The sequence below is a fragment of the Mesorhizobium sp. WSM4836 genome (assembly GCF_055811815.1).
This window is the reverse complement of sequence record NZ_JBVVQF010000029.1, coordinates 44,326-65,050: the sequence shown is the minus strand read 5'-3', so window position 1 is coordinate 65,050 and position 20,725 is coordinate 44,326. Positions and strand designations below refer to the sequence as shown.

At 63.0% G+C, this 20,725-nt stretch carries 17 protein-coding genes and 1 pseudogene; 4 read left to right on the top strand and 14 right to left on the bottom strand.

Going from position 1 to position 20,725, the window contains the following annotated elements; genetic code table 11:
* Positions 1-161 precede the first annotated feature (161 nt).
* From AC0L2P_RS27640 to AC0L2P_RS27630, 3 genes are all read right to left on the bottom strand, one after another.
* Complete coding sequence (locus AC0L2P_RS27640; protein ID WP_473505863.1) at positions 162-413, bottom strand: hypothetical protein; 252 nt, start codon at positions 411-413, stop codon at positions 162-164.
* Positions 414-679: 266 nt separating this feature from the next.
* The gene (locus AC0L2P_RS27635) at positions 680-1,300 is read right to left on the bottom strand and encodes a ribonuclease D (protein WP_023675237.1); all 621 of its coding nucleotides are present in this window, start codon (positions 1,298-1,300) and stop codon (positions 680-682) included.
* A 103-nt stretch (positions 1,301-1,403) separates the two neighbouring features.
* Positions 1,404-2,789 (bottom strand): M20/M25/M40 family metallo-hydrolase, encoded by a 1,386-nt coding sequence (locus tag AC0L2P_RS27630; protein ID WP_473505861.1) that lies wholly within the window; start codon positions 2,787-2,789, stop codon positions 1,404-1,406.
* A 442-nt stretch (positions 2,790-3,231) separates the two neighbouring features.
* Between AC0L2P_RS27630 and polA the strand changes: the two genes are divergently transcribed.
* Together polA and AC0L2P_RS27620 are read left to right on the top strand one after the other, a co-directional pair.
* On the top strand, positions 3,232-6,180 hold the full coding sequence (polA, locus tag AC0L2P_RS27625) for a DNA polymerase I (RefSeq protein WP_473505859.1): 2,949 nt from the start codon (positions 3,232-3,234) through the stop codon (positions 6,178-6,180).
* Positions 6,181-6,359: 179 nt separating this feature from the next.
* Entirely contained in the window at positions 6,360-6,545 is a 186-nt protein-coding gene (locus AC0L2P_RS27620; RefSeq protein WP_473505857.1) for a hypothetical protein, read from the top strand.
* 54 nt (positions 6,546-6,599) lie between these two features.
* On the opposite strand, the gene AC0L2P_RS27615 is transcribed toward AC0L2P_RS27620, so the two are convergent.
* Together AC0L2P_RS27615 and AC0L2P_RS27610 are read right to left on the bottom strand one after the other, a co-directional pair.
* The gene (locus tag AC0L2P_RS27615; protein WP_473505855.1) at positions 6,600-7,004 is read right to left on the bottom strand and encodes a Fur family transcriptional regulator; all 405 of its coding nucleotides are present in this window, start codon (positions 7,002-7,004) and stop codon (positions 6,600-6,602) included.
* 236 nt (positions 7,005-7,240) lie between these two features.
* Entirely contained in the window at positions 7,241-7,591 is a 351-nt protein-coding gene (locus tag AC0L2P_RS27610) for a hypothetical protein (RefSeq protein WP_473505853.1), read from the bottom strand.
* A gap of 189 nt (positions 7,592-7,780) precedes the next feature.
* On the opposite strand from AC0L2P_RS27610, the gene AC0L2P_RS27605 reads away from it, so the two are divergent.
* Positions 7,781-8,080, top strand: coding sequence for a DUF2934 domain-containing protein (locus AC0L2P_RS27605; RefSeq protein ID WP_473505851.1), 300 nt, complete (start codon positions 7,781-7,783; stop codon positions 8,078-8,080).
* Positions 8,081-8,135: 55 nt separating this feature from the next.
* On the opposite strand, the pseudogene AC0L2P_RS27600 reads toward AC0L2P_RS27605, so the two are convergent.
* The 8 genes and pseudogenes from AC0L2P_RS27600 to AC0L2P_RS27565 form a co-directional block, all read right to left on the bottom strand.
* Positions 8,136-8,830: pseudogene (locus AC0L2P_RS27600) on the bottom strand (molybdate ABC transporter substrate-binding protein).
* Between the two features lie 131 nt (positions 8,831-8,961).
* A complete protein-coding gene (mgrA, locus tag AC0L2P_RS27595; protein ID WP_473505849.1) occupies positions 8,962-10,008 on the bottom strand; it encodes an L-glyceraldehyde 3-phosphate reductase in 1,047 nt (348 codons plus the stop codon).
* A gap of 131 nt (positions 10,009-10,139) precedes the next feature.
* A complete protein-coding gene (locus AC0L2P_RS27590) occupies positions 10,140-11,288 on the bottom strand; it encodes a Gfo/Idh/MocA family protein (RefSeq protein WP_473505847.1) in 1,149 nt (382 codons plus the stop codon).
* 12 nt (positions 11,289-11,300) lie between these two features.
* Complete coding sequence (locus AC0L2P_RS27585; protein ID WP_473505845.1) at positions 11,301-12,047, bottom strand: sugar phosphate isomerase/epimerase family protein; 747 nt, start codon at positions 12,045-12,047, stop codon at positions 11,301-11,303.
* A gap of 103 nt (positions 12,048-12,150) precedes the next feature.
* The gene (locus AC0L2P_RS27580; RefSeq protein ID WP_473505843.1) at positions 12,151-13,281 is read right to left on the bottom strand and encodes an ABC transporter ATP-binding protein; all 1,131 of its coding nucleotides are present in this window, start codon (positions 13,279-13,281) and stop codon (positions 12,151-12,153) included.
* Positions 13,282-13,286: 5 nt separating this feature from the next.
* Positions 13,287-14,222, bottom strand: a complete 936-nt coding sequence (locus AC0L2P_RS27575) for a carbohydrate ABC transporter permease (RefSeq protein ID WP_473505841.1) — start codon at positions 14,220-14,222, stop codon at positions 13,287-13,289.
* On the bottom strand, positions 14,215-15,108 hold the full coding sequence (locus tag AC0L2P_RS27570; protein ID WP_473505839.1) for a carbohydrate ABC transporter permease: 894 nt from the start codon (positions 15,106-15,108) through the stop codon (positions 14,215-14,217). The genes AC0L2P_RS27575 and AC0L2P_RS27570 overlap by 8 nt, the downstream gene beginning before the upstream one ends.
* A 107-nt stretch (positions 15,109-15,215) precedes the next feature.
* On the bottom strand, positions 15,216-16,448 hold the full coding sequence (locus AC0L2P_RS27565; protein ID WP_473505837.1) for an ABC transporter substrate-binding protein: 1,233 nt from the start codon (positions 16,446-16,448) through the stop codon (positions 15,216-15,218).
* 392 nt (positions 16,449-16,840) lie between these two features.
* Here AC0L2P_RS27565 and AC0L2P_RS27560 point away from each other — a divergent pair, with 392 nt between their 5' ends.
* Positions 16,841-17,890, top strand: coding sequence for a LacI family transcriptional regulator (locus tag AC0L2P_RS27560; RefSeq protein ID WP_473505835.1), 1,050 nt, complete (start codon positions 16,841-16,843; stop codon positions 17,888-17,890).
* 669 nt (positions 17,891-18,559) lie between these two features.
* Here AC0L2P_RS27560 and AC0L2P_RS27555 read toward each other — a convergent pair.
* Positions 18,560-20,701, bottom strand: a complete 2,142-nt coding sequence (locus AC0L2P_RS27555) for a beta-galactosidase (RefSeq protein WP_473505833.1) — start codon at positions 20,699-20,701, stop codon at positions 18,560-18,562.
* Between the last annotated feature and the right edge of the window lie 24 nt (positions 20,702-20,725).

The following is a 20,725-nucleotide window of genomic DNA, read 5'->3' as shown; positions in this document are numbered from 1 at the left end:
ACAGCGCCAAAGCCCGAAACGAAAACACCCGCCTCGGCGGGCGGGTCGTTGGAGCCAATGAGCACCATACCGAGATTAGTAGCATAGCTGCCGGCACAAAGCAAGAACAAAATACGTTTCGCCTCAGAATAATCACTTCAGGTCGGCGGTTGCGACAACCCTCAGTCGTCCGTGTCCGGGTCGTCGGAGGCCGGCCGCCAGCTGATTGGCTCGATCTTCTTTTGCGTATGGCCGTCGGTATAGGCCCACCAGCCGGCATCGCTTTCGTCCCAGTCGCCGCCGGCCGCCTTCAGCCGGTCGAGCGAGCGGTATTGCGCGATGCTCTCGTTCATCACGCCGTCGCTGTCCTGCCAATAGACGGTGATTTTGGAGCCGTCCTTCGGTGCCGTCTCGATTGGTTTTCGCGCAGCCATTTCAATTCCTCCCGGTGAAGCGAACGGAGTGCCGGGACAAGCGCCCTCGGTTCCTTCCCGATGGCCTTTATGAGAATTCGCTCCGCGAGACATATGGCGTGGTTTTCGAGAACCGGAGCGCAGCGGACATTTGGGTCCGTGAGCACCGGCCTACGCCGGCCATAGCCTTAACTGCCACGACCGCTCAGAATGCTTCGGCCGGCGAAGGCCGGAAGCGGAGAAAACTGCGCCAGATGGCCGAGGGAGTAGAATTATCATAGAGGCCATTAGCTGTGGGCGAAGATATCCTCCTCATCCCAGCCCATCAGGTCGAGTTTCGCACGCGTCGGCAGGAAGCGGAAGCAGGCATCGGCTTCCCTGGTCCGATTGTCGCGCGCCAGCCGCGCGCTCAGCACGTCGCGCAGCCGGTGCAGATAGAGCACGTCGGAGGCGGCATATTCGAGCTGCTCGGGCGACAGCGTCTCGGCCGCCCAGTCCGATGATTGCTGCGCCTTCGACAGGCCGACCCCGAGAAGCTCGAAGCAGATATCCTTCAGCCCGTGCCGGTCGGTGTAGGTGCGCGTCAGCCGCGACGCGATCTTAGTGCAGAACACCGGCTCCGGCATGACGCCAAAGGCGTTGTAGAGCACGGCAAGGTCGAAGCGGCCGTAATGGAAGAGCTTGGTGATGCTGCGGTTCTTGAGCAGGCTGACGAGGTTCGGCGCCTTCTTCTGGCCGGGCGCGATCTGGATGACGTCGGCCGAGCCGTCGCCCGGCGAGATCTGCACGACGCAGAGCCGGTCGCGATGCGGGTTCAGCCCCAGCGTCTCGGTGTCAATGGCGACCGCCCCGACATCGTAATGCAGCAGGCCGGGCAGATCGTTTTTGTGGAAACGTATGTCGCTCATCGTCTTCTCCGGTCGCGGCCCCGTGCAGCGATGCGCGACGGACCTTGCCCGTCCTTGCCGCGATCCGGCGAAAAATCAACAAAAACTTGAGTCTGGCGCAATTTCAGCGTGTCAGCGCCTCGAGAATGCGCGCCCAGGAGCGCTGGCCCTTGTGAAAGGAGCTCATCTCGTACTTCTCGTTCGGCGAGTGGATGCGGTCGTCGTCGAGACCGAAACCGACCAGCAGCGATTCCATGCCGAGATAGGTCTGGAAATCGCCGACCACCGGGATCGAGCCGCCGCCGCCGGTCACCACCGCCGGCTTCGGCCATTCGTCGGACAGCGCCTGCTTGGCCTTGGCCAGGAAAGGCGAGTCGTAGGAAAGCTGGATCGCCGGCGAGCCGCCATGCGGATGGAATTCGACGGAGCAGTCGGCCGGTACACGTTGCCTGACGAATGCCTGGAAGGCGGCGCGGATTTTTTCCGGATCCTGTTTGTCAACGAGGCGGAAGGACACTTTCGCCGAGGCTTGCGCGGCGATCACCGTCTTGAAGCCCTTGCCGGTATAGCCGCCGATGATGCCGTTGAACTCGGCCGTCGGGCGGGCCCAGGTCAGTTCGAGCACCGAGCGGCCCTTTTCGCCGGACGGGATCGACAGGCCAATCGGGCCGAGGAAGGTCTCGGGCGTCTCGCCGAGCGACAGCCACGACTGCAATATCTGCGACGGCGTTTCCTCGACGCCGTCATAGAAACCCGGAATGGTGACGTGACCGTCCTCATCATGGATATCGGCTAGGATTCTTGCCAGGATGCGGATCGGGTTGGCGGCCGCGCCGCCATAGAGCCCGGAATGCAGGTCGCGGTCGGCCCCCATCACCGTGATCTCCTCGCCGACCAGCCCGCGCAGCGAGACGCAGATCGACGGCGTATCGCGGTCCCACATACCGGTGTCGCAGACCAGCGCGAAATCGGCCTTGAGCTCATCGGCATTCGCCTCGAGAAACGGTTTCAGCGACGGCGATCCGGACTCCTCCTCGCCCTCGAACAGGATCGTGATGCGGCACGGCAATCCGCCATGCACCTGCTTCCATGCGCGGCAGGCCTCGACGAAGGTCATCAGCTGACCCTTGTCGTCGGCCGCGCCGCGGCCGGTGATCACCTTGTGACCGGGCTCGATCTCCTTGACCGCCGGCGCGAACGGGTCGTTTTCCCACAGCTCGATCGGATCGACCGGCTGGACGTCGTAATGGCCGTAAAACAACAGATGCGGCGCGCCCGCCGGTCCGTCGTGATGCGCGACCACCATCGGATGCCCCGGCGTGTCGCGCACGCTGGCGTCGAAGCCGATCAGCTTGAGCTCGGCGACAAGCCATTCGGCGGCCTTGCGGCAGTCGGCGGCGTAGTCCGGATCGGTGGAGATCGACTTGATGCCGAGCAGGCCGAACAGGCGTTCCAGGCTCTGGTCGAAGTTCTTGTCGAGGCGGTCGAGAACAGGGGAAACTGCGGACATTTGGCGGGCCTTTCGATTCTGGCGGCGAATCTAGAGCCCATGCGGCGAAACGGAAAGCCCGCGACCGTTGGGCCACAGCTTCTTGTCCAAAGGCAAAAAAATGCCGCCGTGGTGGAGGGGAACCACGGCGGCTTTACTCGAAACGATGCGGCAGCCCGGAGAGGGGGGATAGGCTGCCGCAAGTGTCCGGGATAGGCGGGGGACGGGCCTTGCTCCGGACTTCGGCGAAAACTGCCGATGGCATTTATCTGTGTCTGCGAACGTGGCGATTCAAGGGCACAAAAATTACACTTTTGTAACATAGGCGTGAGCGAACAAGGCTCCGAGCAAGCCGCCTTGGCCAACCAAGCTCGCACGCCTTTTGTCAGGGTGTTGCCGGAACCCTTGGCGCAAGCCGCCTTTGGCATGGACCGCGGCGCCGCACCGCGCTATCCCTCGTGCCATGAAAAAAGGCGATCATCTCTTCCTTGTCGACGGCTCCGGCTACATCTTCCGCGCCTATCACGCGCTCCCGCCACTGTCGCGCAAGTCCGACGGGCTGCCGACCAGTGCCGTGCTCGGCTTCTGCAACATGGTCTGGAAGCTGACGCAGGACGCCCGCAACACCGATGTCGGCATCGTGCCGACGCATTTCGCCGTGATTTTCGATTATTCGTCGAAGACCTTCCGCAACGACCTCTACCCCGAATACAAGGCCAACCGCTCGGCGCCGCCGGAAGATTTGATCCCGCAATTCGGCCTGATCCGCCAGGCGACCAGGGCCTTCAACCTGCCATGCCTTGAGACGGAAGGCTACGAGGCCGACGATTTGATCGCCACCTATTGCCGGCTTGCCTGCGAAGTCGGCGCCGACACCACCATCATCTCTTCCGACAAGGATCTGATGCAACTGGTCGGCCCAACGGTTGCCATGTACGACCCGATGAAGGACCGCCAGATCGGCGTTCCCGAGGTGATCGAGAAATGGGGCGTGCCGCCGGAGAAGATGATCGACCTGCAGGCGCTGACCGGCGACTCGGTCGACAATGTGCCGGGCGTGCCCGGCATCGGGCCGAAGACGGCGGCGCAATTGCTCGAACAGTTCGGCGACCTCGACACGCTGCTCACCCGCGCCGGCGAGATCAAGCAGGACAAGCGGCGCGAATCGATCATCGCCAATGCCGACAAGGCACGCATCTCGCGTGACCTGGTGAGGCTGAAGAACGACGTGCCGGTGACCGAAGGGCTTGACGAGTTCGTGCTGCACCCGCCGGACGGCCCGAGGCTGATCGGCTTTCTCAAGACCATGGAATTCTCGACGCTGACCCGCCGCGTCGCCGAAGCGACCGGAACCGACGCGGGCGACATTCCAGCGACCCCCGTCACGATAGAGCGTGCCGATACCGCGCATGGCCCCGATATGGGTTTTGGCGTGCCGGCGGCCGCCGAGAGCGCACCGCCGTCGGACGAAGCGGCACTCGAAGCCCCGGCCGCAGCCAAGCAAGGCGACACCCCTTCCCTGCTTTCGGCGCTTCGCCTGGAGGCTGCCACCGCCCGCAAGATCGACACCGGCGCCTACGCCTGCATCCGCGACGCCGCGACGCTGAAGGTCTGGATCGCCGAAGCGATGGAGAGAGGCATCGTCGCCTTCGACGTCAAGGCCTCCTCGCCCGATCCGATGCGGGCCGAACTGATCGGCCTTGCCATGGCCGTCGCGCCGGGCCACGCCGCCTATGTGCCGCTTGCCCATAAAAACGGCAATGGCGACCTGCTCGGCGGCGGCGCGGTCGAAAACCAGATCCCGGTCCGCGACGCGCTGGCCTTGCTCAAGCCGCTGCTCGAGGACAAATCCGTCCTCAAGATCGTGCACGATATGAAATACCGCCTTGTCGTCATGAGCCGTCACGGCATCGAGATCGGCCCCTATGACGACACCATGCTGATCTCCTACGTGCTCGAGGCCGGCACCCACGGTGGCCATGGCCTGGAGGCGCTGGCAGATAAATGGCTCGGCCACGCGACCATTCCACTGAAGGAACTGGCCGGTTCGGGAAGAAGCTTCGTCGGCCTCGATCAGGCCGACCTCGGCAAGGCGACGGCTTACGGCGCCGAGCACGCCGACGTCGCGCTCAGGCTCTGGCAGGTGCTAAAGCCGCGGCTTGCCGCCAAGGGCCTGGTCTCGGTATATGAACGGCTGGAACGGCCGCTGGTGCCGGTGCTGGCGCGGATGGAGCAGCGCGGCATCTCGGTCGACCGGCAGATCCTGTCGCGGCTCTCCGGCGAACTGGCGCAGGGTGCCGCACGGCTCGAGGACGAGATCTACCAGCTCGTCGGCGAGCGCATCAACATCGGCTCGCCAAAACAGCTTGGCGACATCCTGTTCGGCAGGATGGGCCTGCCCGGCGGTTCTAAAACCAAGACCGGCCAATGGTCGACCTCGGCGCAGCTTCTCGAAGACCTCGCCGCCGAGGGCCACGAATTGCCGCGCAAGATCGTCGACTGGCGCCAGCTGACCAAGCTGAAATCGACCTATACCGATGCCCTGCCCGGCTTCATCCATCCCGACACTAAGCGCGTCCACACCTCCTACGCGCTTGCCTCGACGACGACCGGCCGGCTGTCGTCCTCGGATCCCAATCTACAGAACATTCCGGTGCGCACCGTCGAGGGCCGAAAGATCAGGACGGCCTTCATCGCCGATAAGGGCAACAAGCTGGTTTCCGCCGACTACAGCCAGATCGAATTGCGCGTGCTCGCCCACGTCGCCGAAATCCCGCAGCTCAAGCAGGCCTTCGCCGACGGCGCCGACATCCACGCCATCACCGCGTCGGAAATGTTCAACGTGCCGGTCGAGGGCATGCCATCGGAAGTGCGCCGCCGCGCCAAAGCGATCAATTTCGGCATCATCTACGGCATTTCGGCGTTTGGCCTTGCGAACCAGCTGTCGATCGCGCGCGAGGAAGCCGGCGACTACATCAAGAAATATTTCGAGCGCTTCCCCGGCATCCGCGACTATATCGACGCGACCAAGGCCTATGCCCGCGAGCACGGCTTCGTCGAGACCATCTTCGGCCGCCGCATCCACTACCCCGAGATACGCTCGTCAAACCCCTCGGTCCGGGCGTTCAACGAGCGCGCCTCGATCAACGCACGCCTGCAGGGCACCGCCGCCGACATCATCCGCCGCGCCATGATCCGCATGGACGAGGCGCTGGAAAAGGCCAGGCTTTCCGCCCGCATGCTGCTGCAGGTGCATGACGAGCTGGTTTTCGAGACCGTCGAGGCCGAGGTCGACGCGACGGTTCCCATCGTCTGCCACGTCATGGAGAACGCCGCCATGCCGGCAGTATCGATGTCGGTGCCGCTGCACGTCGACGCCCGCGCCGCCGACAACTGGGAAGAGGCGCATTAGGGCGGGGCCGGATATCGACTTCCTGTTGAGGAGCCCCAATATTCTGATGCGGCCTACCTTCATCAGCCTACGCGCCCGTTGAGCCATCTTTCGGCTCAAGGTTTACGAAAAGCAGCGGTGTGGTACACTGCCCCCATGATCACGAAGACACTCGAGAACCTCGTAAAGCACGCGGAAGCTTGCCTCGCGAAGACCAGGAGGAGCTTGCCGACTATGCCCGCGTCATCGAGGCGCGGCGAACCGGCGTGTATGCGACGTCGGAATCAGAGCGCAGCGCGGTCACAGCGGGGCTGGCAGAGGCCGATAACGGCACTTTCGTAGATGAGGATACCGTTCGCGCGGCCGACACCCGCCGCAGGCTATGAAGGTCCGATTTACGCGGCAAGCTTTTGCCGAACGCGAGGCGCGCTGTTCCCGCCTCAAGCCGCTTCAGCCAAACACTTCGCACAAGTCCCGCGGAATTCGATCACCGCCTTCTTGGCTGCGAAGCCGGTCGAACGCACCCATTCGTCGAGCCGGTGGCCGACATCGTGGTCGGAGAACTCGGTCACCTGGCCGCAGGTGTCGCAGATGGCAAACGCCGTCATCGAATGGCTGTGGTCGTGCGGCTCGGCACAGGCGACGAAGGAATTGAGGCTTTCGAGCCTGTGGACGAAGCCGGATTTCACCAGCGCGTCGAGCGCCCGGTAGACCTGCAGCGGCGCGCGAAAGCCGCGCTCGCGCAATTGGTCGAGCAACGTGTAGGCGCTGAGCGGTCCGCTGGCGGCCTCGAGTTTCTCGAGCACGCAAAGCTGGTTCTTGGTCAGTACATCCCTTGCCGCCATGATCCCGTTCCAAGCCAGTCCGTGCCGATCGGCGTCATTCGCATGCAAGCGACGCCTCCTGCATGCAGATAGCGACGAACCGCCGTTTTTGCTACTGTTTCTGTCGCCACCGCCGGTCGGCGCCAATGCGCAGTTCCGGGTCGGCAGCCTGATTGCGCCTGCATGGCGACAACGGCAGGCCGCTGCTCATGACCGGCACCGAGGATCCGGTGCAGGTCGAGATGCTCGGGGGCAGACTAGAACCAGCGATCGCGGCGCTGGTCTGTGGCGGCCAAGGTGAGGCCCAGTAGTGCCCCTACGGCCGCCCCGAGTATGAAGGCGGACGATATTGTGCCGGGATTCTCCTGGACGACCCCGGACACGGTCTGCGCCCTATTGCGCAGGGCTTGTGCCGTCCGGGAGGCGCGCTCAGCAGCGCTGTCATACCAGTCGCCGGCGTCTTCGATCGCCTCTTCCGCGCGTTCGGCCAAGGTCCGATTGATCTTGTTGATCTCGCGCCTCAGCTGCGCGACCTGCTTCTCCAGGGCTTCCTGAGCTTCACGTTGAGTCATCTTCGGTGCTGCGGATTCGTTCGGTTCGTCGGCCATGGTAATCTCCTTTGCTCAGGCTCGGCTCAACGGCCGGCCCGCTGTACGGTTCCTCCGCAAAACGCACCTGTCCGGTGTTTGTTCGATGAGAGAGCGGGTTTTGTCCGGCGTGTGTGCGAAATCGGCTCGAACATAGGATCGTTCCGGCGCTCCCCGCGTTGGTGAAAACGCCACAAGGGAGGAACCGTCATGGACGACGATCGGCATGAAAAGATTCGGCAACGAGCCTATGAAATCTGGATGCGCGAGGGCCGCCCGCACGGCGCGCATGAGCGTCATTGGCAGCAGGCGAAGCAAGAGCTTGGCTACGACGACGCGGACCGCGTTCCGGCTGGAACGATCGCCAGTTCCGACGTTCTGACGGTCGAGGCACTGGCGATGCGCACCGGGATAAGCGGTGATCAGGCGCAAGAGCTGATCGACAGGCTTGGCAACGACAGGGCGACGCTCGAGGAAGCCGCCCGGAACCTCAAGGCAGCCGAAAGTTAGAGCGTGTTTGAGAAAGGATTTCCAGCTTGGATCTGGCGTACTTCATCGCTCGCTCTTAGCGGCGCTCGACACCCCTTGCCGCCAGCATGTCATCAACGGCTGCCGATATCAGAAATGCCGACAGCTGGTTGGCCGCTTCTGCATCCGTTGAATCGGCGCTGATGCCAATGGCGAAGTCGACGTAACTTTGGAGTTCTGCGGGAAACCGGCCGACAAGTACGGCCTCCGGAGCGGCCGCGAGAATCGAAGTCACGGGAACGACCCCCAACTCGGCTTCCCCACGGCCCACCGCCGGCGCCGTCTGCCCTCCTGGTATGGCCACCAGCTTGGGCTTCACCTCATCCGCTATCCCCAAACGCTCCAGCAAACCGCAGAAGTAGCCGCCGCTGGTTCCGTCACTGGCGTAGGCGATCGATCTGGCGCTCTTCAACGCCTGTTCGAAGGCTTCCACGGACCCGATGTCGAGCGGTCGACTGCCTGCCTTGGCCGCCACCCCCCAATTGCTATCCGGCCAAACGCCACTTGGCTCCCCGCCTTGACCTTTCCCGAGGCGGTCAGATCCTGAACCAGGTCCGGATTGGTGATGACGAGGTCAAAAGCTTCCCCAGCTTCAATCTGCTTCTTTACTGTCGGATTGAGCTCCCACCTGACCACAACCGCGAATCCTGTGGCCGTTTCGAACTGGGGTATCAGAGCAAGGACGGCGGGGCGGACCGCAATAGCGCCAAAAAGCCGGATTTCCTGATTCATGGCCTAACCCCGAATCGGTCGAAACAAACTTCTTGCGATACGCATCCGGCCTTCATTCGACGGTCGCCCGGCCATTCCATGCTCAGCGTCGCGGAAGCAGCCGCTGTTCGGCGACCGAATGCCGGAGTAGCCTACTTCCGTGGCGGCCCCTTGCGCTCGGCCGATGCCGCCCAGAGATTGATGTCCGACTCGCGGGCAAAGGTGTCGATCTCGGCGAGCTCGGCATCGCTGAAGTCAAGCGCCTCAAGCGCGCCGACGCAATCCACGACCTGTTCCGGCCGGCTGGCGCCGATCAGTGCCGATGTGACCCTGCCCCTGCGCAGCACCCAGGCCAGCGCCATCTGCGCCAGCGTCTGGCCGCGGCGACGGGCGATGACGTTCAGCGCCTCGATATTGGCGATCGACTTGTCGTTGATGAATGCCGGGCGCAGCGACTTACCCTGGCTGGCGCGGCTGCCATCGGGGATGCCGCCGAGATATTTGTCGGTCAGCATGCCTTGCGCCAGCGGCGAGAACACGATCGAGCCGACGCCAAGCCCCTCCAGCGTATCGAGCAGGCCATCATCCTCGACCCAGCGGTTGAGCATCGAATAGCTCGGCTGATGGATGACGCAAGGCGTGCCGAGCTGCTTCAAAATGTCGGCGGCCTCGCGGGTGCGCTGCGAATTATAAGAGGAAATGCCGGCATAGAGCGCCTTGCCCGAGCGCACCGCGTGATCGAGCGCGCCCATCGTCTCTTCCAGCGGGGTGTCGGGGTCGAAGCGGTGCGAATAGAATATGTCGACATAGTCGAGCCCCATCCGCTTGAGGCTCTGGTCGAGGCTGGCCAGCACATATTTGCGGCCGCCCCATTCGCCGTAAGGTCCTGCCCACATTTCATAGCCGGCCTTGGTCGAGATGATCAGCTCGTCGCGATAACCGGCAAAGTCCGTGCGCAGGACCTCGCCGAAGGCCCGCTCCGCCGAGCCGGGCGGCGGGCCGTAATTGTTGGCGAGGTCGAAATGCGTAATGCCGAGATCGAAGGCCTTGCGCGTGATCGCCTGCTTGGTTCTATGCGGCGTGTCGTCGCCGAAATTGTGCCACAGCCCGAGCGAGATCGCCGGCAGCTTCAGGCCGGAGCGCCCGCAGCGATTGTAGACCATCTTTTCGTAGCGGTTTTCGGCGGGGACATAGGGCATGGGAAATCCTCAAATCGAAACGAGCCCGACGGCTGCCGCCGCGATGGCGGGCAAGTCGACTTCGGCCCCACCCTTAGCCTCTCCCCGCGCAAACGGGGAGAGGCTTTTGCGGTGCTTGGGAGGTGCGCCGCCTACTTCTTTTTCTTCTTTGCCAGCAGCTCCTTCGCTGCCTCGACGCCGAGTGCCGCAGGCCGCTCGCAGCTGGTCTGCATGGCGACGAACTTTCCCGTCTCGCCCGAGCGCAACAGGCCGGTCATGACGTCGACGGCATGCAGCGCCAGTTCCATCGAGCAGCGGTGCGGCCGGCCTTCCCTGATCGCGATCGCCATATCGGCCAAACCGGCCGTGCGGTAGTTGGCCATCATGCCTTGCGAATGCATCTCGTTGGGCACGCCGAAGGGATGCGGCCATTTCGGCAGCTTCTTCACTGGCTTGGCGGCTTCGGTGTAGCGCACCTCGCCGCCGAAGAAGTTCGGATCCGGCACGAACACCGTGCCCGCCTCGCCATAGAGCTCCATCGGCGCATGGCCATGGCTCCAGACATCCCAGCTGGTGTTGAGCGTCACCACGGCGCCGTTCTCGAATTCCAGCACGCCATGGATCGTCGTCGGCGTGGAGACCGGGATCTTTTCGCCGGCGCGCGGCTTCGAGCTGATGATGCGTTCCGTCATCGGGATCGAAGCAAAAGCCGCGATCCGCTTCACCGGCCCGATCAGCTGGATCAGGTTGGTGATGTAATAGGGTCCGATATCGAGCACCGGCCCGGCGCCCGGCTGGAAGAAGAAGTCCGGATTGGGATGCCAGTGCTCCATGCCATGGCTCATTACGTGACAGGTGCCGCTGGTGATCCTGCCGAGCCTGCCGGCGTCGATCAGGTCGCGGACAAGCTGGTGCGCGCCGCCGAGGAAGGTGTCGGGTGCCGAGCCGATGCGCAGCGCCTTGTTTTCCGCGCGTTTCTTCAGGTCGAGCCCTTCCTTGACCGACAGCACGAAGGGCTTCTCCGAATAGACGTGCTTGCCGGCGTCGAGGATCTGCTTCGACACCTCGTAATGCACCGCCGGAATGGTCAGGTTGACGATGATGTCGATATCGTCGGCCTTGAGCAGCCCCTCGACGGTCTCGGCGCGCAGTTTGAACTCCTTTGCCCGCGCTTTCGCCGCTTCCATGTTGATGTCGGCGCAGGCGCGCATCTCGATGCCGCGAAACAGCGGCGCCAGCGAGAAATACGCCTTCGAGATGTTGCCGCAGCCGATGACGCCGATGCCAAGTTTTGTTGCCATGCTGGTGTGCTCCTAATAGGTCTTGGCGGCTGCGATCGAGCGGCGGGCGAAGCGCTCGACATCGTTGGGATTGTCTTGTTCCATGACGTAGTATTTTGCAGCGCTTTTGGCGCGCAGCGCCTTGATCAGGCCGGGCCAGTCGATGGTGCCGTGGCCGACGTCGGACCAGCCGTCCTCGTCAAGGCCCTCGCCCGGCTTGGCCATGTCCTTGACATGGACGGCGACGATGCGCTTGCCGTGCTTCTCGATCCAGGGCAGCGGATCGACGCCGCCGCGCACCACCCAGGCGACATCCATCTCCCAGCCGGTGTCGGGCGCCGAGGACAGGATGTGGTCCTGCGGCACCGAGCCGTCGGCAAGCGCCTTGAATTCGAAATCATGGTTGTGCCAGGCAAAGCCATAGCCGGCTTTCTTGGCCGTCTCGCCGACCTTGGCCAGGCGTTCGCCGAAGCCGCGCCAGCCGGCCGCGTCGGCCGGCCTGAACTCGGTGTTCAGGAACGGGCAGATGAGCAGCGTGATGCCGAGCGCGTCGGCCGTCCTGCGCACGCCGTCGAAATCCTTCTCGAGCGCGTCGATCGAGAAATGCCCGGTCGGCATGGCAAGCCCGTTCTTGTCGAGCTCGGCACGGAACGCCTTGGGATCGTCATAGACACCGCCGAACCCTTCGACTTGGCTGTAACCAAGCTCGCCCAGCATCTTGAGCACGCCCTCCCAGGGCTGGAAATTGCGGGCGCTGTAAAGTTGGAATGACCAGTTCATCGTCGCTGTCCGTTTTCTGTGGATGGTTAGTCTTGGGGGGATGAGTCTTGGGGGGATGAGTCTTTGGGGGGAATGGAAGAGTCTTGGGAGGCTAAATCATGCTCTAGAGGCGGTTACCTGTGGCGGCGTCGAAAAGCGAGGCGCGCATCGGGTCAAAACCGATGCCGACCGCCTCGGCGTTGTTCGGCGTGCGCTCGGCTGTCACCCGTACCGTGAAATTCTGGCCGCCGAGCTTCAGCCAGACCAGCGTGTCGGAACCCATGGGCTCGACGACTTCGACATTTGCCGTGGCTGCGAACGGCCATCCCGTGCCGCTGTTGAACGCGACATGCTCGGGGCGGATGCCGAACACGGCCGGCCCCGGCACCGGGTCCTTCTCGAAAGCATAGGTGGCAAGCGGTATCCGCACATCCTCGGCGACGAAGTGCCAGTCGCCGTCCGCCTGCTCCAGCCTGCCGTGGAGGAAGTTCATTGCCGGCGAGCCGAGGAAGCCGGCGACAAACCGGTTGACCGGCCGGTTATAGATGGTCTGCGGTGCATCGAGCTGCTGGATGACGCCGCCCTTCATCACCGCGATGCGGTCGGCCAGCGTCATCGCCTCGATCTGGTCGTGGGTGACGTAGATCATGGTGTTCTCGAGCTTGCGATGCAGCAGCTTGATCTCGACGCGCAATTCCGCGCGCAGCTTGGCGTCGAGATTGGAGAGCGGCTCGTCGAACAGGAAGACATCGACGTCGCGGACAAGTGCGCGCCCGATCGCCACGCGCTGGCGCTGGCCGCCGGACAGGGCCGCCGGCTTGCGATGCAAAAGCGGCTCGATCTGCAAGATCTCGGCGGCCCGGGCGATGCGTTTGGCGATCTCGTCCTTGGCGAGGCCGGCAACGCGCAGCCCGAACGACAGGTTCTTCTCCACCGTCATCTGCGGATAGAGCGCGTAGGACTGGAACACCATGCCGATGCCGCGATCCTTGGGCTCTTCCCAGGTGACGTTCTTGCCCTTGATGAAGATGCGGCCTTCGGAAACGTCGAGCAGCCCGGCAATGCAGTTGAGCAGGGTCGACTTGCCGCAGCCGGACGGGCCGAGCAGCACGATGAACTCGCCTTCGGCGACGTCGAGGTTGAGCGTCTGCAGCACCGATATCGCGCCGAAATTCAGCGACAGGTTCTGGATCGAGACGCTGGTGCCGTTTGCCCCCTTGCTGCCGTTTACCCCAACGCTGCCGTTTGCGTTCATCGCCATCATCCTTTCACCGCGCCGGCGGCGATGCCGCGCACAAACAATTTTCCGGACAGGAAATAGACGATCAGCGGCACCAGGCCGGTCAGGATGGTGGCTGCCATGTTGACGTTGTATTCCTTCACGCCTTGCACCGAGTTGACGATGTTGTTGAGCTGCACCGTCATCGGATAGGTGTCGGGGCGGGTGTAGACGACGCCGAACAGGAAGTCGTTCCAGATGCCGGTCACCTGCAGGATGATGGCGACGACGAAGATCGGTAGCGACATCGGCAGCATGATGCGGAAATAAATGCCCCAGAAGCCGGCGCCGTCGACACGCGCTGCCCGGAACAGTTCCTCCGGCATGGAGGTAAAGTAGTTGCGGAACAACAGTGTGAGGATCGGCATGCCGAAGATGGAATGGACGATCACCAGGCCGCTGAGGCTGCCGTAAAGGCCGACCTCGCGCAGGATGATGACGATCGGATAGATCATCACCTGATAGGGGATGAAGGCGCCGACGATCAGGATGATGAAGAAGGTGTCGGCCCCTTTGAAGCGCCAGTTGGCAAGCGCATAGCCGTTCACCGAGGCGAGCGCGATCGACAGGATCACCGACGGAATGGTGATGCGCACCGAATTCCAGAAACCACGCGACAGCCCGTCACAGTTGAGCCCGGTGCAGGCGCTCGACCAGGCCTTGACCCAAGGCTCGAAGGTGATCTCCATCGGCGGCGAGAAGATGTTGCCGAGGCGTATCTCGGGCATGCCTTTGAGCGATGTCACCACCATCACGTAGAGCGGCAAGAGATAGTAGACCGCGACCACGATCAGCGTGCCGTAGAGGAAGATGTTGCGGCGCGAGAATGTGTGGCGCGGCTTCGGTCCGCTCGGCCCGTAGCCTTCGAGCCCGCCGGCACCCGTAATGGCGGGCAATGAAACGGCATGGTCAGACACGCTTCTTGCCTCCGAACTCGAGATAGGCCCACGGCACGATGACGATGATCACCGACAGCAGCATCATCGTCGAGGCGGCGAACCCCTGACCGAGGTTCTGCGCGAAGAACATGTAATCATAGACATATTTGGCCGGGACTTCGGAGGCGATACCAGGCCCGCCGCTGGTCTGGGCCACGACAAGGTCGTAGACGCGAACGATGTTGGAGGCGACGATGACCAGCGTGGTGATAAAGACCGGCCGCATCATCGGTATGATGATGAACAGATAGGTCTTCCAGGTCGGTATCCCGTCGACCCGCGCGGCCTTCCAGATATCCTCGTCGATGCCGCGCAGGCCGGCCAGCATCAGGCACATTATGAGCCCGGTGCCTTGCCAGAGAGCGGCAATCAATATGCCGTAGATGACGATGCTGGAATCATAGAGCGGATTGAAGGTGAAGCTCGTCCAGCCGAGGCTGCGCACCACTCCCTGGACACCGAATTCGGGGTTGAGCAGCCACTGCCAGACGAGACCGGTGACGATGAAGGACAGGGCGAAGGGATAGAGGAAAATGGTCCGGAACGTGTCCTCGAACCGGATCTTCTGGTCGAGCAGGGCAGCAAGCAGGAAGCCGATGACCAGCGAGAACACCAGCGACAGCACGCCATAGATCAGCAGGTTCTCGATCGAGATCAGCCAGCGCGGCGTCGCCCACAGCCGGTAATACTGGTCGATCCCGACGAAGTGCAGTCGCGGCAGCAGCTTGGAATTGGTGAAGGAATACAACACCGTCCAGACGGTGCCGCCGACAAAGATCACCAGCGCGGTGAAGATCATTGGGATCGAGGCGATTTTCGCATTGAGGTTGCGAAAGAGTTGGCTGGGGCGTTCGCTCTTGCTCATCTGCGCAGCCGGGCTGGATCGGGTAAGGGCCGGAGGGTCAAGAGGCCTTGACCCGGGCTCCCGACCCTGCGTTTGCAGGGGCGGGAGCGAGGCGGTTGGTCGATCGCTCAATCGGCCGAACCGACGATGGCGGCGAAGCGCTTCTGCGCATCTTCCGCGGTCATGTCCTGCTTGGCGAAGAACTCGGAGAACAGATCCTCCTTCTGCTTCTGCGTGTCCTGCGAAAGCAGTTGGTCGGTCCAGGGCATGACATTGCCCTTGGCGAGAATTTCGAGGCCCTTCTTCATGCAGTCGTTCGCGGCCTTGAGGTCGACGTCGCCGCGCACCGGCAGCGAACCTTTCTTGAGATTGAAGGCGACCTGCGTCTTGGGATCGAGCAGCGTATGGGCCAGCACTTCCTGTGCCTTCGATTTTTCGGGATCCTTCAGCAGCGGGAAGTAGAAAGCGTCGCCGCCAGTGGCGATCATCTCGTTGAGACCGAGGCCCGGAAGGCAAGTATAGTCCTTGCCGGCGGTCTGGCCGGCCACCTGGAACTCGCCCTGCGCCCAGTCGCCCATGATCTGGCCGCCGGCCTTGCCGGTGATGACGAGGTTAGTGGCCTGGTTCCAGTCCTGCACATTGGTGTTCTTCGCCATCTTGCGGGCGTCGTCCGCGGCCTTGAAGACCTTGGCGACTTCGGGCCCGGCGGCGAATTCCGCGTCCTTGTCCTTGTAGACCTTGAGGAAGGCGTCGGTGCCGCCGACCGCCGCAAGCAGCACGTCGAAAGCGCCGGAGGCTTGCCAGGGCTGGCCGCCGACGGCAAGCGGCTGGATGCCTGCTTTTTCAAGGGCGGGCGCCGCAGCGACATATTCGTTCCAGTTCTTCGGCACCGGCACGCCGGCTTTTTCGAAGGCGGCGTTCGACAGCCACAGCCACTGCCAGGAGTGGATGTTGACCGGCACGCAATAGATCTTGCCGTCGAGGGTACAGCCGTCGAGCAGGCTCTTCGGCTGCACGATTTCCGTCCACTTTTCCTTGGTGGCGAGATCGGTGAGGTCGCGCATCAGCCCGGCCTGCACCAATTCTTCCGCCTGCCGGCCGTGATTGAACTGGGTCGCGCCCATCGGGTCGCCGCCGGTGATGCGGCTGATCATGATCGGCCGCGCCGTGCCGCCGGAGCCGGCGATAGCGCCGTCCACCCAATGATTGCCGGTTGCGTCGAAAGCCTTGGCGAGTTCGGCGACCGCTGCCGCCTCGCCGCCGGAGGTCCACCAATGGGTGACTTCCAGATCCGTCGCGGCCGCCGGGCCGGCGAGCGCCACCGTCGCAGCCAGCGCAGCAGTCATGAGTTGGTATCGCATTTCGTTCCTCCCAGAATCTGAAACGTTACAGATTTTCGATACGGCAATTGCTTGAGGCACGCAACCCCTCAGGCGAAGGTGGCATCAGGTTTTTTCGAAGCACGAACAAAATCGCGCGGCTCGCCGGCCTACCGCGCCGCAACAAGAGAGGTTGCACCGCAAAATGGAATGCTGCGGCGCCGAAAAATCGGAAAAGCCCGTTCCAATCACGGTTTTGCGCCGATTGCAGCACCGCTCATTTTGCATCTGTCACCAGTATATCGCGACGGCAGTGACAATCTGTAACGTTTCAGTATATAGCGGTCTCATTCGGTGAAGGCCCGCGGCGTACCCGCGGCCCGCCGATTGCCGGCCTGCCCGGCAACTGCTATGCGCCTGACGGGGCGGGACGAATGAACAGGCATCAAAAAGAGAAGGCCGACGAGGCGTCGGGCCAGGGCCGGCCGACATTGAAGACGCTCGCCTTCATGACCGGGCTGGGCGTCACCACCGTGTCGCGCGCGCTGAAGGACGCGCCCGAGATCGGCGCCGAGACCAGGCGGCGCGTTCAGCTTGTCGCCAAGCAGATCGGTTATCGGCCCAATCGTGCCGGCGTCCGCCTGCGCACCGGCAAGACCAATGTCATCAGCCTGGTGCTCAACACCGAGCACGAGATCATGAGCTTCGTCTCGGACATCATCTACGGCGTTTCCGAAGTCATTGCCGATACGCCCTATCACTTGATCGTGACGCCCTATTCACGCTCGCAGGATCCGCTCGACCCGATCCGCTACCTCGTGGAAACCGGTTCAGCCGACGGCGTCATCATTTCGCGCACGCAGCCGAACGATCCGAGGGCCCGTTATATGCTGGAGCGCGGCATCCCCTTTGCCACGCATGGCCGCACCGATATGGGGCTGATCCATCCCTATCATGATTTCGACAATTACGCTTTCGCAGCCGAGGCAGTGCGCCATCTGGCCGGCCTCGGCCGCCGCCGGCTGGCGCTGCTGGCGCCGCCGGTCGAGCTGACCTATCACGGCCACACGCTCGCCGGCTTTGCCGATGCGCTGAGCGAGGTCGGCGCCAGCGAGATCCCGTTCAACACCGTTTCGATCGATCATTCGATCGAGCAGATCAGAATGCGGACGGCGCAGCTGATGCGCCGCGAAAACCGCCCGGACGGTTTCATCAGCAGCGCCGCCGCCGCGACGCTCGCCATCGTCGCCGGCATCGAAGACGCCGGCCTCAAGCTCGGCCGCGATGTCGATGTGGTGTCCAAACAATCGTCGGAGCTTCTGCACCTGTTTCGCAGCGAATTGCTGGTCGTCAACGAGAACTTCCGGCTGGCCGGCGCCGAGCTCGCCCGCTCGGTGCTGGGCTGGATCGGCGGCGCCGCACCCGGCACCCTGCAAAGCCTGAGCGAGCCGGGCGCAGTGCAGGCCTATCGCCGTCCCGACTAGAGCGGGATATGTCCAAATTGAACTGGGCTCCATCTATTTGTCTTAGTCGCATTTCTGCGACGCCAGTGATCCCACTTGGCTGCAAGTGCGCGCTGCTGACTGGCAGCCTTGGGGCCGGCAGCAGACACTCGGCTTTCGGCAAGGTTGCTTGGAAAGCAGCCGTTCCGCATCTGACTCCTTCCTCAGACATCTGATGTCGTCCCGCTCGCTGGCCGCAAGGAACGTCCGCTGCCGAGCAAGTTGGCCCGGGCCGAAGGGCCCCGACACTGGTAGGGTCTCGGGGCGGTGGAGGGCCTGTGGCGACGACAGAAGTGCACACTGCAAGTAAATGCCTTCGCAAGGGCGACGGCGACCGCAGCGACCTTTAGACTTGCGCCCTATGCCGCCAACGACGCCATGGCCACCTGGAGCGCAAAATCGTGCGCAGCGTTCCGTATTCCACCTCAATCGTGACAAGTTTCGATCAGTCGGGGCCCGAACTTGGCGCAAACGCGGCACGGCTTCTCATCGAAAGGATCGAGGGACGTACGAAAAGCGTGTTCGTGACGGTCGCACCGAAAGTCGGGGCACCTGGCAGCACCAAGATGTTTAGAGTGGAGATTGCTGCCCAATCTAAAATCACTGGGACAGAAGATATTGAGCGTTTCCCAAGGCCTCGCGATAACATCTCTAGTCGAGTTCGATGATGCTGCAGCCATAGGCCGGGAGCGACAGCTTACCGCCGCGTACTTTGCCATCGCCGAGCAAATCCTTGCCCGCGGGGACATTGCCGATGCTTGCCAGCTCGCCCAGTGTGTTGAGGATGAACAGCAGGCGGCGGTCCTTGCTCTCGCGGATGGTCGCTTCGACGCCGGCCGGCATGTCGGCGATGAGCGGCACGATACCGGCGGGCGCCAGCACTTGATCGGCCAGCACCTCGACCAGAGCATCGCTGAGGTACGTGCCGAGGTAGATCACATTGCCCTTGCCGACTTTGCGCGAAGTCATCGCGGCTTGGCCCTCGGCGAAGCGGCTGGCCCAGCTGCCGATAACCTCCGTGCCGGGCGCGACGTTAAGCAGCTCATAAAGATGCGCCGCCGTCACCTGCGCATTCCCGATCTTGAGCTCGTATTGGCGGCTCGCCGACGTCGCCGGCAGCTTCTTGCGCACCGTGTTGGCGCCGAAGCGGCCGCCATGCTCGAACATCCCGTCGCCGCCGATCGGCGCCAGCAACCCGAACTCCTCGACCGTGATCCCGGCCAGCGCCGAGAGCCTCTTGCCCGGCGAGGTGTCGCGGATGACGTGGTTGTTAACGTCGCGTGATCCGGTGCGGCCGCCCAGGATTACCGTTCCACCCGCCTTAGCGAAGGCCTCGATCCGCGCCGTCCATGCATCGGTCCATTTCAGCCAATGCGGCACGTAGAGCGCCTTGAGCTTGCTGAGATCATCCTCGGGATGGATGAAGCCGCAGGCGATGTTCTGGCGGTAGCAATAGCGGTGCAGCAGCGTCGCATCGTCTTGCGGGCTCGGCATGCCGATGGGGTAGGAGCGGTGCATCTCCTGATTGTCGAAATCTGATCCGGCGATGCCCAAATCCAAGCGCACATGCGTGCCGAGGATCTTGTCCTTGAGCGCCGTGACCTCACCCGCAAACTGCTTGGCCTCGTCATAGCGCCGCCGCGGGATGTCGTCGTGATCGATGATGCCCATCCAATAGATCTCGGCGCCGAAATGCGCCGGCCGCCAGCGGAAGAACATCACGCCATCGGCGCCGCGCGCCACCGACGTATAGGCCATGCGGCGCATCTCGCCGGGTTCGGGCGTCAGCGTCGAGAAGTTCGGCTGCGCACCGAAGCCCGATTGCTGCTCGGGCACTATGAAGTTGCCGGTGAAGCCGCGGCAGATGTCGAGATGCAGCGCCTGCGCCTCGCCGACGCCCCCAAGGCGCTGCATCTCGTCATAGAGGTGCGGATAGATGTCGAAGCCGAGAAAATCGAGATCGGTCGAGAACTCGCCGCGGAAGTCGATGTCGTCGATCCGCCCCAGATTGTGGAAGACGAACCAGTCTGGATTGGTGGTGCGCAGGATCAGCACCTGATCGTGCTGGAACCGGGCCGTGACGAAGGCGAGGAAGCGGTGGTAGTCGACCACATGGGTCGGCCCGACCGGGGCAGGGGCGTAGTCGAGGGGCAGCACCACTTGATCGAAATCGTCGTAGGCGGTGGCCCAGAAATGCCCGCCCCACGCATCGTTGAGCGCGGCGATGGTCTTGTACTTGTCCTTGAGGAAGGCCTGGAACTCGGCCAGAGTCACCGGACCGTAGGACAGCGATCCAGAGGTATTGAGCTCATTGTCCGTCTGCCAGCCAATGATGTGCGAATTGCCGCGATAATGCTGGGCCATCGCTTTAGTGATGCGCTTCGAATGCTCGCGGAACACTCCGCTCGCAAGATTGGCGTGCTGGCGCGAGCCATGGCTCATGGCGCGGCCATTGGCATCGACGCGCAACACTTCGGGATAACGCGCCGTCAGCCAGCGCGGCGGCGTAGCCGTCGGCGTGCACATGATGGTCTTGATGCCAGCCTTGCCCAGCACATCTATGGCGCGGTCGAACAAATTGAAGTCGAACGTCCCCTCATGCGGCTCGATAATATGCCAGGCGAATTCCGCAAGTCGCACCGCGTTGAAGCCCGCGGCTGCCATGCGGTCGGCGTCGCGCTGCCAATAGCTCTCATCGACATGCTCCGGGTAATGCGGGGTACCGACGAGGAAAGTGTCGGTCGCGATCGGCCGCCAGACAGAGAGCGGCGCGGATTTCGAGGCAGTCGTCATAGTCGGAAAACTCCAGGCGATAAT

What these genes read in the sequence shown, in the direction of transcription:
- AC0L2P_RS27635 (WP_023675237.1), bottom strand. Translation starts at nt 1,300, where the DNA reads ATGAGCGACATACGTTTCCACAAAAACGATCTGCCCGGCCTGCTGCAT.
- AC0L2P_RS27630 (WP_473505861.1), bottom strand. Translation starts at nt 2,789, where the DNA reads ATGTCCGCAGTTTCCCCTGTTCTCGACCGCCTCGACAAGAACTTCGAC.
- mgrA (WP_473505849.1), bottom strand. Translation starts at nt 10,008, where the DNA reads ATGCCCTATGTCCCCGCCGAAAACCGCTACGAAAAGATGGTCTACAAT.
- AC0L2P_RS27555 (WP_473505833.1), bottom strand. Translation starts at nt 20,701, where the DNA reads ATGACGACTGCCTCGAAATCCGCGCCGCTCTCTGTCTGGCGGCCGATC.
- AC0L2P_RS27640 (WP_473505863.1), bottom strand. Translation starts at nt 413, where the DNA reads ATGGCTGCGCGAAAACCAATCGAGACGGCACCGAAGGACGGCTCCAAA.
- AC0L2P_RS27565 (WP_473505837.1), bottom strand. Translation starts at nt 16,448, where the DNA reads ATGCGATACCAACTCATGACTGCTGCGCTGGCTGCGACGGTGGCGCTC.
- AC0L2P_RS27615 (WP_473505855.1), bottom strand. Translation starts at nt 7,004, where the DNA reads ATGGCGGCAAGGGATGTACTGACCAAGAACCAGCTTTGCGTGCTCGAG.
- AC0L2P_RS27585 (WP_473505845.1), bottom strand. Translation starts at nt 12,047, where the DNA reads ATGAACTGGTCATTCCAACTTTACAGCGCCCGCAATTTCCAGCCCTGG.
- AC0L2P_RS27570 (WP_473505839.1), bottom strand. Translation starts at nt 15,108, where the DNA reads ATGAGCAAGAGCGAACGCCCCAGCCAACTCTTTCGCAACCTCAATGCG.
- AC0L2P_RS27580 (WP_473505843.1), bottom strand. Translation starts at nt 13,281, where the DNA reads ATGAACGCAAACGGCAGCGTTGGGGTAAACGGCAGCAAGGGGGCAAAC.
- AC0L2P_RS27605 (WP_473505851.1), top strand. Translation starts at nt 7,781, where the DNA reads ATGGACGACGATCGGCATGAAAAGATTCGGCAACGAGCCTATGAAATC.
- AC0L2P_RS27560 (WP_473505835.1), top strand. Translation starts at nt 16,841, where the DNA reads ATGAACAGGCATCAAAAAGAGAAGGCCGACGAGGCGTCGGGCCAGGGC.
- AC0L2P_RS27610 (WP_473505853.1), bottom strand. Translation starts at nt 7,591, where the DNA reads ATGGCCGACGAACCGAACGAATCCGCAGCACCGAAGATGACTCAACGT.
- polA (WP_473505859.1), top strand. Translation starts at nt 3,232, where the DNA reads ATGAAAAAAGGCGATCATCTCTTCCTTGTCGACGGCTCCGGCTACATC.
- AC0L2P_RS27590 (WP_473505847.1), bottom strand. Translation starts at nt 11,288, where the DNA reads ATGGCAACAAAACTTGGCATCGGCGTCATCGGCTGCGGCAACATCTCG.